Genomic DNA, 15,214 nt, shown 5'->3' with positions numbered 1-15,214 from the left:
AAGGGCGATAAATCATCCGCGACTTTGGAAGGCGGAAAATACTAAACGCCACAGAAACTTACTAAGGGAAATTTAGTAAGTTTCTTCCTCCAGGTAGCTTGCTGTAGGTAGCAGAAGGCGACAGTCGGAAGGCAAAATGTATAGTTTATCCTTCCGTCCGTCATTTGGCTGTTTGTTAGCCCGATTTTGCTCACTTATGCTTCATCCAGTTCTGCCACCCAATCCGCCTCCGATCCTCGAATCTTTACAACCTGTAAATCCCACCTCATCTGCGAGTCATACAAAGTTTCTTTCAGTTGTAGAAACTGGAATACAGCAAAAGACAGACAAATCCAAGCAGTCCAAGGATTTGGCTGAGTTGGCAATTGCGGATGACAACAAGAGTCATTCGCAATTGCCAACTCCGACAAACTCAACTCAGGATGACTTGGTAGTTGTCGAAACTCCTGTACCCCATCCACCAGAAACCTTTCCACCAGAAATTTCTCCCATTACTGGCTCTAGAAGTGCTGGACTTTTGGGGCAATCACTGGTTATTGGCTATCCCACGCAGGAGGTTAAAACCTCTAATAACCAAGATAAAGAAGACACAAAGACAAGTTCAAGCATTGGCGTTCGGCGCTCGGAAGTTCTCCTAAGAGCGGCGTTACGCAAACGGGAGAAGGAAAGAGAAGCTACTGCATTGCCAATAAAAGTTGGAGCGGAGGCTTCTCTAGATGTAAGATGCGAACCTTCTCAAAAACTTGGCGAGCGATGTCTGACGACAAGCCGCTCCGCGTCTACGCTAAATCCCAACTATGTTGCTGGAGAAAAACAAAACTTTTTGGACTCTCCACGATTTAGCTATGGAGTTTCCCCAAATCCCCTGGTCGCGCAATATCCGCTTCCCCTTCAAATTGCCCCAAGTGTTACAAATAACAAGTTAGTCAAATCCAAGGCGGAAATTTTAGCCGAGAAGTTAACCCAGCAAAAACAGCAAAGTGATATTATTACTGCGCCACAGTCTCCAAAAAACGACAATATCTCCGTATCTGCTGCCGATCTTGCACCAAGTTCTCAATCAGTACAACATTTTATAAAATTTCAGTCTCGCAACCCGACAAAGCAACTCTCAACACCGCTCACTGTAGAATTCAGTTCCCAAGTCCAACAACAAGCTCAAGCAGTAACCCCTACACCAAAAGTAAATACCACCAATCAGCCACAAGCGCCTACTAGCACTCCGCCAGCCAAACCGAGAATTGTAGAAGTAACTTCAGATCGGCAAGAGTATGACGAGCAACGGCGAATTATTACAGCTGTAGGTAATGTAGTAGTGCGATTTGATGGAGCGGTGGTAGATGCCGATCGCCTGCAAGTCAATTTGGACAACTTGATTGCTGCGGGAGAAGGCAACGTAACTTTAACACGGGGCGATCAGATACTGCGCGGACAACGCTTTACCTATAACTTTGTTCAAGATAGTGGGGAACTGCTAAATGGTAGAGGAGAAATTTATGTACCCTCAGCACAAACAGATTTAGCTTTCTCACCCACAAATATCACTGCTGGTGGAGTGCCAAAACGTCCACCGAGCGATCGCATTAGAGCCAATCAGCCCCTTTCGGGTGTGAGCAGCCCTGGACAGATTGATGTGGCATTAGGTGGTCAGTCCGATGCTAGCAACATCCCACCCCCAAAAGCAGGGGGTGCAGTCAATCGACTCAGGTTTGAAGCTGAACATATTGACTTCTATCCCCAAGGTTGGCAAGCAAGGGATGTTCGCATCACCAACGATCCTTTTTCGCCGCCAGAACTAGAGTTGCGTGCAGATACAGTAACTCTGACGCGAGAATCGCCCTTGGTAGACCGCATTAGGACACAGAAGCAGCGTTTGGTATTGGATCAAACCGTCTCCTTACCAATTCCGTTGAATGAGCGGACTATTGACCGTCGGGAGCGGGACGTTACACCTGCGATAGTTTCCCTCGGCTATGATGGAGAAGATCGGGGTGGTTTGTATATTGAGCGTGGCTTTCCACTGATCGATACAGAGAAGACAAGCTGGACGATTACGCCTCAGTTGCTAGTACAAAGAGGTGTGCAAGAAGGCACGGGTGATTTAGGCGCACTGTTTGCTGTAAAGACAAAGATAAATTCGGTTTTGAGTCCACGAGCCGTAATTGAGGGAACTGGTCAGTTAACCAGTTTTGACTTAAATAAGGTGGAAGACAATTTGCGAATAAATTTGGGATTGCGCCAGATATTAGGCGATCGCCTTCCCCATGTCTTGAATGTGCAATATAATTACCGCGATCGGCTCTACAACGGTACTCTCGGCTTTCAAACTGTCCAGAGCAGCTTTGGCGGCGTGATTACCTCTCCTGTAATTCCTTTAGGCAAGAGTGGCATCAACCTCACCTATCAGGCAGGCGTTCAGTATATTGATGCCAATACCGATCGCCAAGACTTGCTAGAACCCATACGGGAAAACGATCGCATCTCACTAGGTCGTTTTCAAGCCAGTGCTTCCCTCAGTAAAGGGTTATTGCTATGGCAAGGAAAACCATTACCACCTACTTCTAGTCAGGGATTACGATACACAGCTAGACCTGTTGTTCCTTACTTGCAAGCGATCGCTGGTCTCACAGGCACTAGCAGTTATTATACCAATGGTGATAACCAAAGCACTCTAACTGGTACAATTGGCTTAGTTGGGCAAATCGGTCATTTTTCTCGACCTTTTTTAGACTATACCGCCTTTAATGTTAGTTACTCTCAAGGCTTAAATAACGGATTATCTCCCTTTTTGTTCGATCGCTCCGTTGATAACAAAGTGTTAAGCGCTGGGATATCACAGCAAATCTACGGCCCTTTTCGTTTAGGCTTTCAAACATCTGTTAACTTGGATACAGGTAGAGAGACAAGCACTGACTACATTTTGGAATATAGCCGTCGCACCTATGGCATCACCTTTCGTTACAATCCGGTGTTGCAATTAGGTGGCTTCAGCATCCGAATTAGTGATTTTAACTGGGGTGGTGGCACCGATCCATTTTCTGAAGTGAAGCCAGTAGTAAACGGCGTGCAACAAGATAATTAATGAGAAGGATTAAACCAATTTATTCACCTGAAATGAGTACAGATATGGAATTCTAAATTCTAGATTCTAATTCCTGAATTATTTTCCGATCGAGGAATTTTTGATTTTACAGACAGACATTAATTATGTTAATCAAAAAATTTTAATAGTTACTTTATGGTAACTACTTTACTTTAGTAACTAGTTACTTTTAGTATCTGATGTAATGCTTGGAAATTTAGATCCTAAAAATGTAAAAGCAGTAAATCCTAGCTAATCAGGAGATATTTGGTGGTAAATATTCTACATATTGATTCCAGCCCCCGTGCTGAACGATCGCACTCACGAGAACTATCTAAAGAATTCGTCAGTGCTTGGAGGGCAACACATCCTGAAGATGCGATCGCTTATCGAGATTTAGGGCATCACCCAGTTCCTCACGTTGATGAAGCTTGGATTGCGGCGGCATTTTCGCCACCAGAAACCCATACCCCAGAATTAGCTGAGGCAATCAGAATTTCTGACGAACTGGTTGATGAGTTTTTGGCAGCCGATCGCTACGTCTTTGGAGTGCCAATGTACAACTTCAATATCCCTTCCACTTTTAAGGCTTACATCGACCAAATCGTTCGCATTAACCGGACTGTTGCCCTAGATGCTCAAGGTTTTAAAGGGTTAGTCGAAGGTAAAAAGGCAGTTATCATTACAGCCCGTGGCGGTGACTTTAGCCCGGCCTCCCCTGCCGTTGCTTATGACTTCCAAGAACCCTACCTGCGGACGATTTTCGGCTTTATTGGGATTACAGATATTCAATTTATTAACGCCAACAGACTTAACGAGGGTGATGCCCGGACTCAATCTTTAGCAGAAGCACGGGCAGCAATTCAAGATGCGATCGCTCAGTGGTAATGTATTGCCATTTAACAAATGCTCTGATGTGGGGAATGGGGAATGGGGAATTGGGGATGGTTATTCTCCTTGTCCCCTCTGCTTCCTTCTCCCTTCAAGGTGATAACCGCTCAATTTTCCAAGTGCCATTATCTAAACGGCTATAGAGTAAGCGATCGTGTAAGCGGCTAGAGCGTCCTTGCCAAAACTCAATTTCTGTGGGGATCACCCGTAAGCCTCCCCAATGAGGCGGTCGGGGGATCTCTTTATTTTCATATTTACTGTAGAACTCCTGCAAACGTCGCTCCAAAACTTCTCGGCTTTCTATCACTTCACTTTGATTAGATACCCACGCACCCAGGCGACTGTTAGCAGGGCGAGTATCAAAATACTGGTCGGACTCAGTTTTGGAAACTTTTTCTACATACCCACAAATCCGAACTTGACGTTCTAGTTCTGCCCACCAGAAGACTAAAGCCGCCAGAGGATTTTCTGCCAATTCTTGTCCTTTGCGGCTGTTATAGTTGGTGAAAAAAGTAAAGCCGCGTTCATCAAAATCCTTTAGCAGCACCATTCTGGCTGAGGGCTTACCATCTGGTGTAACGGTAGCAATGGTCATGGCATTGGGTTCGGGGAGTTGCCCAGCTAGAGCCTGATCGAACCATTTTTGAAATTGGATAAAAGGATTGAGGTCTACTTCGAGTTCGCTTAAACCTTCCAAGGTGTAGTCTTTGCGGAGGTCAGCTATGGTTTTGTCCATTTTTATTTACTTCCTTACTATCAGATACGCTTATGCTTTTATATATATCTCTTTGTTAAAAAAAATCTATGATGATAAATAATTAGTGCCATCAATAATTTTACAAATTCTCTCAGCAATATCTAAAATAGGTTGCATAAAATGCGCCGTTCGGCCTCCCTTAAACGCCTGTTAATTTATGGTCTGAGCGGTCCAATTATCGCTCTTAATGTCTGGCTACTGTCCGTGCTTTGTCGCTACTTCCAGCATCCCCTTACCGTCTTGAGTATTGCGGCGATTTTGGCTTTTCTACTCAATTACCCGGTTAAGTTCTTTGAACGTGCCCAAATCACGCGCACTCAGGCGGTGATCGTAGTCTTACTTGCAACGCTTACCCTAGTAGGGATTCTAGGTGTTACCCTAGTGCCATTGATCGTTGACCAAACAATCCAACTGTTAAATAAGATCCCTGATTGGTTAGGCGCTAGTCAGGCAAACTTAGAGCAGTTTGAGATGCTGGCAAAACAACGACGTTTGCCAATCGATCTAAGGGTTGTAAGCAGTCAAATCAATGCCAATATTCAGAATCTGGTGCAACAACTAGCTTCTGGTGCAGTGGGATTTGCTGGAACATTGCTGTCAGGATTACTTGACTTAGTGTTAGTCATTGTGCTTGCATTTTATATGCTTTTATACGGCGATCGCGTTTGGTATGGTCTAGTCAATCTTTTACCCTCTAATATTGGAGAGCCCCTTACCGCAGCCTTGCGCCTAAATTTCCAGAACTTCTTTCTCAGCCAGTTGTTGTTAGGACTGTTTATGGTGCTAACCCTGACACCAATTTTCTTAGTGATGAAAGTTCCCTTTGCCCTGTTGTTTGCCATACTAATTGGGATATCGGAACTTATTCCCTTTATTGGGGCATCTCTTGGCATTGGTCTGGTGACGATTTTAGTACTACTGCAAAATTGGTGGTTAGCAGTTCAAGTTGCCATTGCGGCAATTCTCATGCAACAGCTTAAAGATAACCTATTAGCTCCCAGGTTACTCGGCAACTTTATTGGGCTGAATCCTATTTGGATTTTTGTGGCTATTTTGATGGGATTTGAGATTGCTGGGTTGTTGGGGACGCTTGTTGCTGTTCCCATCGCTGGTACTATTAAAGGCACTTTCGATGCGATCAAAAGCGTTAAGCCGAGTGAGCATGTATCAACCGTTACTATTGCTCATGACCCACCCCAAAATTGAGATGGCAGGTGAGCAGGGATTAGGAAGTAGGAAGATGGTAACTTGCAACAAGTATTTCCCCTTGTCCCTAATTCTCTTGTCCTCTTCCCATTTCCAATTCCCAATCCCAAAAGTTGCACATTCCGATCTCACAATTCACAATAGTGATTGATTACAAATTTCAGAGGATACTGCCAGCAGGCAATTCCTGATTAAAAAAGTGCAAGCAAATGTCTAAAGTACATGCTTTGCCAATAATCAATGAGTTTACTGTTGAAGTTAAGGTCTTTTGATATCTCATTAATTAACTTAGAACCCATTGATGGAAGCTTCCGAGCTATTAGAAACAATCACACACCTGATTTACCAAGCTGAACAAGGAGAAATAGACCCTTGGGATGTCCAAGTGATTGAGGTGATTGACCGTTACTTGGAACTGATGGCACCGGAGTCAATAGGAAGAGGCTATGAAGCAGATTTGTCTCAATCTGGACAGGCATTTTTGTCAGCATCAATGCTGGTATTGTTCAAAGCCAATACATTGATGCAATTATCAACAGTAGGAGATGCTCAAGATGGTGTATTAGATGATGCCCTAATGGAAGATGAAGACGGAATATCACATCATGGTCATCGTCTACCACTAGAAAGGCAATTGCGTCGTCGGGCATCGGCAATGCCGCCACCAAAGCGCCGGGTGACTCTGCAAGAATTAATTAAGCAATTGCAGATTATGGCGAACCAGCTAAAACTGGTAGAAAAAGTCAGCAAACCTATCCGTCCCAAACGTCTGCCTAGCGTCCAAAGTATGCGGGAGGCGCTGGAGTTAGCTCACCAGGAAAATCTGACGGAAGTAGCTAGAGAACTCGAACAGGTGTTGAACTTATCAGCAAGGGGGCTAAATTCAGAGCAAAATTGGTTGAATTTAGAACAACTTGTAGAGTTATGGACTCAGACAAAGCTTATCAACCAAAATGGGTCTGGACATGAGTCTAAACACAGTCATTTAGTTAGCGTTTTCTGGGCGCTACTACTACTTTCGGCTCAATCGAAAGTAGAGCTACTTCAAGAGGAATTTTACCATGAGATTAAAATTCGGCTAATTACAGATTCAGCTAAGACCATTAACCCTTTTGAACAATCGATGAACTAAGAAAGTTAAAAGTGACCCTACAGATAATTTACAGATTTTTGATTCCGTCCCAAAATCCGAGTAGATTGAATCGAAGCATCACAAAAATTTACAGGAGAGATTAAAGAAATAGATGTTTTATTCACTGCTGCCAAACAGCAAAACTCTAATTTCCAAATACTCGGTTTGTTAGGAAGATTTGCTGAACATTCTGTAATTAGAACCCTTCCGCAATCTAGCTTCTTAGCTCGACTTTATCCAAAATTAAGAACTCGGTTTTCTTTCTCCAGCGAAAACCCTGGCTTTTTAGCAAAGACTTTTTCCATGTCACAGATTATGGATGAAGTGAAAAAAGTAAAACTAATGTCCCATAAAGGTTTCAGCTTAGGCGATCGCGTTGCGAAGCAAATGGATTTGGAACTATGCAAAAAGATGGTTGGTTATCACGAGTACATTTTCTCCCAGGTTCAAAAGTCTTAATTTTCTCTTAGTCCACGGAGGTGGACTAAGTTTAGTGTAGTAGCTAATTCCATTCGCCCAATACTTTTCAAACACTAAAGTTTCAGTATAAAAAAATTGCAGTCAACCAATTACTCATAAGGCTTTCAGCTATAAAAGTAAGCTAAACTTTTATAGCCAAGTATTGCCTAAAAATATTTCATAATTAAAGGGAGAAAATCCCAATGGAGAACATAAAAATGCTGGAATCATATCGTAAACACGTTGCTGAAAGGGCAGCACTCGGTATTCCCCCTTTACCATTAGATGCGAAGCAAACCTCAGAATTATGTGAATTACTGAAAAATCCGCCCAAGGGTCAAGAGGATATATTATTGCATTTATTGAGCGATCGCGTTTCTCCTGGTGTCGATCCAGCAGCTTATGTCAAAGCTGGATTTCTCACCGCCATTGCCAAAAAGGAAGTCACCTGTCCGTTGATTGCGCCCATAGAAGCGGTGCAATTGCTAGGGACAATGATTGGTGGTTACAATGTCCAATCTTTAATTGATTTGCTGCAATTGCCCACTGTATCCGTCTCCGACTCATCCGAAACACCTCTGGTAATGGGCGGACAGGGAAAGGAACCGATTGCCGCTTATGCCGCCAACGCCTTAAGCAAAATTCTTTTGGTGTATGACGCTTACCACGATGTTTTAGAGTTATCTAAAACCAATCCTTTCGCCAAACTAGTAATTGACTCTTGGGCGGAAGCTGAATGGTTTACCGTTCGCCCCACAATACCAGAAGCGATTACTGTCACCGTTTTTAAAGTTCCTGGCGAAACCAATACCGACGATTTATCCCCCGCCCAAAGTGCCACAACTCGCCCAGATATTCCCTTACACGCTTTAGTGATGTTAGAGTCACGGCAACCGGGAAGTGTGGCAACCATTGCCGAACTGAAGAAAAAAGGGCATCCTGTAGCTTACGTAGGGGATGTGGTTGGTACTGGTTCCTCGCGGAAATCTGCCATTAACTCCGTATTGTGGCATACAGGAAATGATATCCCTTTTGTGCCAAACAAACGCGCTGGGGGTTATGTTTTAGGTGGTGCGATCGCGCCAATCTTTTTTAACACAGCTGAAGATGCCGGTGCTTTGCCTATTCAGTGCGATGTCACCAAACTCGAAACCGGCATGGTAATTACCATCCATCCCTACAAAGGCGAAATCACAAACGAAGCAGGCGAAGTCATTTCCACCTTTGCCCTCAAACCCGATACCATTCTCGATGAAGTCCGCGCAGGTGGACGCATCCCCTTACTTATCGGCCGTACCCTCACCGACAAAACTCGTCTTGCACTTGGTTTAGAACCCAGCACCGTTTTCACCCGTCCCCAGCAAGCCTTGGATACAGGTAAAGGCTATACCCTGGCACAGAAAATGGTCGGTAAAGCTTGCGGATTACCTGGTGTGCGTCCCGGCACATCCTGCGAACCCATCATTACTACCGTTGGTTCCCAGGATACCACAGGCCCCATGACCCGCGACGAATTGACAGAACTCGCCTGTCTTGGTTTCAGTGCAGACTTAGTTATCCAAAGTTTCTGCCACACAGCCGCTTACCCCAAACCAGTAGACATCAAAACCCATCACGAACTCCCCGATTTCTTTGCTTCTCGTGGCGGTGTTGCCCTCCGCCCCGGTGATGGTATCATCCACTCTTGGTTAAACCGGATGCTGCTACCCGACACCGTGGGAACTGGCGGCGACTCTCACACCCGCTTCCCCTTGGGAATTTCCTTCCCCGCCGGTTCGGGATTAGTGGCCTTTGCGGCGGCTTTGGGTGTCATGCCTTTAGATATGCCAGAGTCAGTTTTGGTAAGATTTAAAGGTGAATTGCAACCAGGTGTCACCCTGCGGGATGTTGTGAATGCCATTCCTTATGTGGCAATTCAAAAAGGTTTGCTGACAGCAGAAAAGCAGAATAAGAAAAATGTTTTCTCCGGGCGAATTCTAGAAATAGAAGGTTTGCCAGATTTAAAAGTTGAACAAGCCTTTGAACTCACCGATGCTAGTGCCGAGCGTTCTTGTGCCGGATGTACAATTAAGCTCAGTGTAGAGACAATTTCGGAATATCTGCGTTCTAACGTAGCGCTGCTGAAAAATATGATAGCACGGGGCTATGACGATCCGCGTACCATGCTGCGCCGTGTGGCAAAGATGGAAGAATGGTTAGCAAATCCCGTGTTATTAGAAGGCGATGCTGATGCAGAGTATGCCGAAATAATTGAAATTGATTTGAACGAAATCAAAGAACCAATTGTTGCTGCTCCCAATGACCCCGATAATGTTAAGTTATTATCGGAAGTTGCTAATGACCCAGTGCAAGAAGTATTCGTTGGTTCTTGTATGACGAATATTGGTCATTATCGAGCAACAGCCAAAGTTTTAGAAGGTGCAGGTGAAGTGAAAACTCGCCTGTGGATAGCACCACCAACCCGCATGGATGAACACCAATTAAAAGAAGAAGGTGTATACAGCATATTTGGGGCTGCGGGTGCTAGAACAGAAATGCCAGGATGTAGTTTGTGTATGGGTAATCAGGCGCGAGTTGCTGATGGCACAACAGTGTTTTCTACCTCTACCCGCAACTTCAATAATCGCATGGGTAAAGATGCGCGAGTGTATCTTGGTTCAGCAGAATTAGCCGCAGTTTGTGCGCTGCTGGGGCGGCTTCCGACAGTGCAGGAATATTTGGATATTGTGGCAAGTAGAATTCATCCTTTTGCAGATGATTTGTATCGGTATTTGAACTTCGATCAAATTGCCGGTTTTGAGGATGAAGGAAGGGTGATTGCGTTGGAAGATATGCCCAGGATTGAGGATATTTTGGGTATGCCAACGGCGGCGAGGTAGGTAAGCTAAACCACATTTAGTTTGCATACCTAAAATTTTTAGAACTCTTGTGGTGTGGGCAAGATGCCCACACCACAATAAGTAGTTGAGTATTTTTTTATTTGGAAGTCCCTTAGAGGATGAATGAACAAGTATTTCGCCGTGATTTTAGACACTTAGCGATCCCCCCTAACCCCCCTTAAAAAGGGGGAAGAATCAAAGTCCCCCAATTTATCGGGGAGCCACTGCGGTCTTGGGGTCTCGCGAAGTGAAGCAAGTGGCGTGGATTTAGGGGGATCTAAAACGTTTTGATACCTACAATAGGACTTTTCAAACATCCTCTTAAAGTCCCCATTTTTAAGCGGGGACTTTAAGGGGATCTCGAAGTGTTACGTGTATACAAAAATTTTTTCAGACATCCTCTAAGAATAAGCCGCACATCGCGTTAATTTTTAATTTAATTCTTCAAGTGCGTCCAGTGAGGTTGGCAACCACAGCAGCTAACTCGGCGGGATTCACTGGCTTGGGAACGTGGAGTTGAAAGCCTGCTAACAACGCTTGCGTCCGATCTTCCGCCCTAGCATAAGCTGTCAGCGCCACTGCTGGAATCCGCCCTCCTCGATCTGTTGGTAGCGCCCTCACTTGACGAATTAGTGCGTAGCCATCTTCTTGTGGCATACCAATATCGCTCACCAGTATATGGGGGCGATATTGTTCCAAAGCAAACAGTGCATCACTTGCAGATGCAGCTGCTATGACTTGGGCCCCATACTGTCCTAGAATTGTGGTGAGTAAATGACGCGCGTCTGCCTCATCATCGACGATCAGCACTCGCAAGTCATCTAGCCTCGGCAGATAATTGTTAGCCTCTTGGACATCAACCAGAGATGAAAGCTGCTCTCCGGTATTAGCCTCTACATAAATGGCTCTCATGGGCAGATTGACAATGAATGTCGCCCCCTGTCCCACACCTGGACTTTCCACAGAAACTGTGCCACCGTGTAATTCTACCAAGTGGCGGACGATCGCTAACCCTAATCCTAGTCCGCCGTGCGATCGCGTAATCGAACTATCAGCTTGACGGAAGCGTTCAAATACATGGGGTAGGAATTCGCCAGCAATTCCCACTCCCGTATCACTTACCCGAATTTGCACAGATGATTCAATTCGCTGCAATTGCACATCAACTCTTCCCTCTTTGGATGTAAACTTGACGGCATTGGAGAGCAAATTCCACACAACCTGTTGCAAGCGGTTGGTATCACCCACAACTACCCCTACTTCAGGATCGAATTTACACTTAATGCTAATCTCTTTGGCTTCGGCTGCTGGGCGCACAGTATCAATTGCTGCCTCTACAAGTGTTACAAGTTTTACCCGATGCGTCTTTAGATGGAGTGTACCTCTAATAATCCGCGACACATCTAGGACATCTTCGATTAGTTGCGTTAAGGATCTAGTGTTCCGCTCAATTGTCTCTAGCGCCCGCCCAGTGGTAGCCTCATCAAATTTGCGACTTCTCAGTAGCTGCGTCCAACCTAGTATGGCGTTTAAAGGTGTGCGGAGTTCGTGGGAGAGGGTGGCGAGAAATTCATCCTTCATCCGGTTTGCAGCTTCTGCATCGGCGCGTGCTGCTTGTTCGCGCTCAAGCAGTTGTTCGCGTTCTTGCTCTGCTTGCTTGCGATCGGTAATATCGAGCATAAATCCATGTAGTAGCTGCGGCCCATTCTCATCCCGCACGACATTAACAATGTCATACAGCCAGACAATTCTGCCATCAGCAGCCAACATTCTGTATTCAAATTCGTAATTATCCAGTATTAGAGAAGATTCTTGGCAATACCTAATAACCCACTCCCGATCTTCTGGATACATGTGTTTTTCCCAGAAATTATCGATGTACCAGTCTGACAATGGATAGCCAAGAATCTCAACAGTTTGCGGCCCTACATAAGTAAAATTTCCGGTATTGGCATTTACCTCCCAAGGAATCATGCGGACTTTTTCGGTTAGTGCTTTTAACCGTTTCTCACTCTGTTTGAGGGCTGCTTCTGCTAATTTATGAAGTGTAATATCTGTAATCAGCGCAACAAATCCTTCAACTTTTCCTTGCTGACTGAACTGGGGAACATAAGTTACATTCACGTAATGGTTTGTGCCATCTTTATGGGGTAATTGGGTGTCATAAGTTACTTCCTCTCCAGAAAGTACCGCTTCTACATAAGGAAGAATTGACTGATAAATCGACTCTCCGAGAATTTCTCTAATGTGTTTACCATAAATTTCGGAAGCAGGAAGTCCAAACCAGTCTTCATACCCCTTGTTATTGAAGCGATAACGCTGCTGCATATCAACATAGGAAATCTGGACGGGCAGAGCATTTGTAATTAGGCGCAGTTCCTCTTCTTGTTGATGCAGTGCTATTTCCGCTCGTTTGCGTTCGCTTAAATCAAGTACAAAAGAGATAATATCGTTAGGATTGTTTTCTAACAAAGCAGAACCTAACAGAATAGGAACGCGGCTTTGATCTTTGCGGATGTATTCATTCTCAAAAGGTTGACATACACCTTGGGTTTTGAGTTCTGCGATCGCACTGTTGTTAGCTTCAATATATTCTGGTGCTACGATGTCCTGCCATCGGACTCGCCCAGCAAGTAAATCCTCCTGCGAATAACCTACCATTTCTAAAAAAGCATCATTAGCTTCTGCGATCGCCCCGTCCATATTGGCTACAATTACCCCAATAATGTTGGACTCTACCAACCTTCTAAACTTTGCCTCACTCGCTTGTAACTTCTGCAAACTCATCTGAAGATGTTGTTTGGCAGTGCGTAACTCTGAGTTCAGTAAGCTAATGAATGTTGTCACTAGGACAAACAAGCCTAACCGTCTGATGCTGTCTAGACTCGCAACTGAGAGCGAAAATACTGGCTCTAAGAAAAAATAGCTGACGGCGAAAGTAGACAAAGCAGTAGTCAGCAACCCTGCTTCTATGCCGCCATACCAGGCACTAACTGCCACAGCAGCAAAAAATAGCAGGAAAATAGTTGGTTTCAGTAGTGGCTGTAGCAATAGTGTTAGTAGCAATGCGCTACCAACAGCCAATAGTGCCACAGCATAAGGCGCGAGAAGGGAACGTATTCCTTTCAATATGGCTTCTCCTTTTATGCAGCTAGCTAAAGGATTATTCCCAAAATTAGCTAGAGAATGCGACTCCGAATAGCCCGTCGGAGACATCGCTTAACATTTATTATGCATCGGAAAAATATACATCAAAGCAGTTTGTTGCTGCGAATCTATCTAAAGTAAGAAAACTTTCTTTTAGCAAGGGTTAAATAGCTAAGATTTATCGCTCTAATTACATACTTGATATTTTTGGCTATCCGCCAAACAGCATAGTTATATTAAGCTTTCAACTTAATTTCTTTTAAGATATAAGTCATCATTTCTCCTTTGCCTTTGACCTGAATTAAACCTCGTTTCTCCAATAGGTATCGGTCCTTTAAAAGCTGATAAGTTGCTTCACAAACTTGAATACTACCTGCTATCCCATGTGATTCCATTCTACTAGCAGTGTTTACTGTATCTCCCCAGAGGTCGTAGGCAAACTTTTTGAGTCCAATCACCCCCGCCACAACTGGGCCTGTACTAATGCCAATACGGATGCTAAATAATTGATTGTTTTCTGCATTGAAGGTAGCTATAGCAATTTGCATATCTAACGCCATATTAGCTATTGTTGGAGCATGGTCATTAGACTGATTTGGCAATCCGGCGACAGCCATATATGCGTCGCCAATGGTCTTGATTTTCTCTACCCCATGACGTTCTGCTAATTGGTCGAACAAACAGAATATTGTATTTAATAACTCGACTAATTCCGCAGGAGATGTCCGAGTTGAAAGCTCTGTAAAACCGACAATATCGGCAAATAATACCGTAACTTCTAGAAAACTGTCAGCAATAGTTGTAGGCTGTTGTTTTAATTGTTCTGCAATCATCTCTGGCAGAATATTTAGTAGCAGCCTTTCTGATTTTTGCTGTGCCAGTTCCATTGCCTTACGGGCGTAAAATTCTTTTTTTCGCAAGCGTTCGTATAAATAGACAGAAAATACACAAATTACGCAAGTCCAAAAGAAGTATAATCCTTGTTCAGCATAAAAAGCTGATGGATTCTTCAATGTGGGATTATATAAGAGATATAAGGTTAAATAGCAAATTATTGTTCCGAGTTGAGATATTAAATGCATCCACCATTGGACTGGTATGATTGTAGCCTGAGTGAGAAACATCAGAGTCCAAATATTGTTTCTAGGTTCCAGACTATTAAACAGCAAAGCTATATCAATTTGGACAACACAAGTTACAGCCCAGCATAAACTCAAAAAAATTAAGTCAGGATGGCGGCGACCAATAGGAGTTTTACATAAACCCCAACAAATAAGAGTGAATAATTCTACTACAATCCCAATTTTAAAAGCGTATATCTTGCCTTCTAGATGTGAATTTGCCCAGAGAAAAAAAGCGATTAAAGTCAAGCCAGCTACCAGCAGAATCTGCGCCTGCAATTGCAGCCGTTTTATCAAAAAGCTCTGTCGCTGTTCTTTGTAAGATTTGGCAAGGCTATTGTTTGTTTGTGGATCGGACATTCCATGACTGATGAGCGCATCTAGTTGGTTTTTGTCTAAGTTACTTGAATGAATCATGCACTTTTTACGTTATTAGTAATCAAGGGACTGGGGACTAGGGACTGAGGACTAGGTACTAAGTACTGAAGACTAACTAGAGGGGTTCCCAATCCCCAATCCCTAATCCCCAATCCCCAATCC

General features: G+C 44.1%; 9 protein-coding genes and 1 pseudogene. 7 read left to right on the top strand and 3 right to left on the bottom strand.

Going from position 1 to position 15,214, the window contains the following annotated elements; genetic code table 11:
- The first annotated feature begins 136 nt into the window (after window positions 1-136).
- Complete coding sequence (locus CDG77_RS05180) at window positions 137-3,082, top strand: DUF3769 domain-containing protein (RefSeq protein ID WP_094328344.1); 2,946 nt, start codon at window positions 137-139, stop codon at window positions 3,080-3,082.
- 270 nt (window positions 3,083-3,352) lie between these two features.
- Window positions 3,353-3,970, top strand: coding sequence for an FMN-dependent NADH-azoreductase (locus CDG77_RS05175; RefSeq protein ID WP_094328343.1), 618 nt, complete (start codon window positions 3,353-3,355; stop codon window positions 3,968-3,970).
- A 94-nt stretch (window positions 3,971-4,064) separates the two neighbouring features.
- Here the strand turns inward: CDG77_RS05175 and pdxH are convergent, their stop codons facing one another.
- Window positions 4,065-4,709, bottom strand: a complete 645-nt coding sequence (gene pdxH, locus CDG77_RS05170; protein WP_094328342.1) for a pyridoxamine 5'-phosphate oxidase — start codon at window positions 4,707-4,709, stop codon at window positions 4,065-4,067.
- A gap of 141 nt (window positions 4,710-4,850) precedes the next feature.
- Between pdxH and CDG77_RS05165 the strand changes: the two genes are divergently transcribed.
- The 5 genes and pseudogenes from CDG77_RS05165 (at window position 4,851) to acnB (ending at window position 10,406) form a co-directional block, all read left to right on the top strand.
- A complete protein-coding gene (locus CDG77_RS05165) occupies window positions 4,851-5,936 on the top strand; it encodes an AI-2E family transporter (protein WP_094328341.1) in 1,086 nt (361 codons plus the stop codon).
- Between the two features lie 301 nt (window positions 5,937-6,237).
- Window positions 6,238-7,068, top strand: coding sequence for a segregation/condensation protein A (locus CDG77_RS05160; RefSeq protein WP_094328340.1), 831 nt, complete (start codon window positions 6,238-6,240; stop codon window positions 7,066-7,068).
- A 69-nt stretch (window positions 7,069-7,137) separates the two neighbouring features.
- Window positions 7,138-7,291 (top strand): annotated as a pseudogene (locus CDG77_RS39055) (DUF4351 domain-containing protein); the annotation flags it as partial.
- Window positions 7,292-7,371: 80 nt separating this feature from the next.
- The gene (locus CDG77_RS36250) at window positions 7,372-7,527 is read left to right on the top strand and encodes a hypothetical protein (protein WP_190233911.1); all 156 of its coding nucleotides are present in this window, start codon (window positions 7,372-7,374) and stop codon (window positions 7,525-7,527) included.
- A gap of 218 nt (window positions 7,528-7,745) precedes the next feature.
- Window positions 7,746-10,406, top strand: coding sequence for a bifunctional aconitate hydratase 2/2-methylisocitrate dehydratase (gene acnB, locus CDG77_RS05150; RefSeq protein WP_094328338.1), 2,661 nt, complete (start codon window positions 7,746-7,748; stop codon window positions 10,404-10,406).
- A 444-nt stretch (window positions 10,407-10,850) separates the two neighbouring features.
- On the opposite strand, the gene CDG77_RS05145 is transcribed toward acnB, so the two are convergent.
- Together CDG77_RS05145 and CDG77_RS05140 are read right to left on the bottom strand one after the other, a co-directional pair.
- Complete coding sequence (locus CDG77_RS05145) at window positions 10,851-13,535, bottom strand: hybrid sensor histidine kinase/response regulator (protein ID WP_181154508.1); 2,685 nt, start codon at window positions 13,533-13,535, stop codon at window positions 10,851-10,853.
- 254 nt (window positions 13,536-13,789) lie between these two features.
- Window positions 13,790-15,091, bottom strand: a complete 1,302-nt coding sequence (locus CDG77_RS05140) for an adenylate/guanylate cyclase domain-containing protein (RefSeq protein WP_094328336.1) — start codon at window positions 15,089-15,091, stop codon at window positions 13,790-13,792.
- Window positions 15,092-15,214 lie beyond the last annotated feature (123 nt).

Origin of the sequence: Nostoc sp. 'Peltigera membranacea cyanobiont' 213 (assembly GCF_002245975.1) — a bacterium.
GTDB lineage: Bacteria > Cyanobacteriota > Cyanobacteriia > Cyanobacteriales > Nostocaceae > Nostoc.
This window is presented reverse-complemented; position numbering and strand designations above follow the sequence as displayed.

Bases quoted from the DNA above. Each gene is read 5' to 3' on its own strand.
- CDG77_RS36250 (WP_190233911.1), top strand. From the start codon at position 7,372: ATGTCACAGATTATGGATGAAGTGAAAAAAGTAAAACTAATGTCCCAT.
- pdxH (WP_094328342.1), bottom strand. From the start codon at position 4,709: ATGGACAAAACCATAGCTGACCTCCGCAAAGACTACACCTTGGAAGGT.
- CDG77_RS05160 (WP_094328340.1), top strand. From the start codon at position 6,238: ATGGAAGCTTCCGAGCTATTAGAAACAATCACACACCTGATTTACCAA.
- CDG77_RS05165 (WP_094328341.1), top strand. From the start codon at position 4,851: ATGCGCCGTTCGGCCTCCCTTAAACGCCTGTTAATTTATGGTCTGAGC.
- CDG77_RS05140 (WP_094328336.1), bottom strand. From the start codon at position 15,091: ATGATTCATTCAAGTAACTTAGACAAAAACCAACTAGATGCGCTCATC.
- acnB (WP_094328338.1), top strand. From the start codon at position 7,746: ATGCTGGAATCATATCGTAAACACGTTGCTGAAAGGGCAGCACTCGGT.
- CDG77_RS05180 (WP_094328344.1), top strand. From the start codon at position 137: ATGTATAGTTTATCCTTCCGTCCGTCATTTGGCTGTTTGTTAGCCCGA.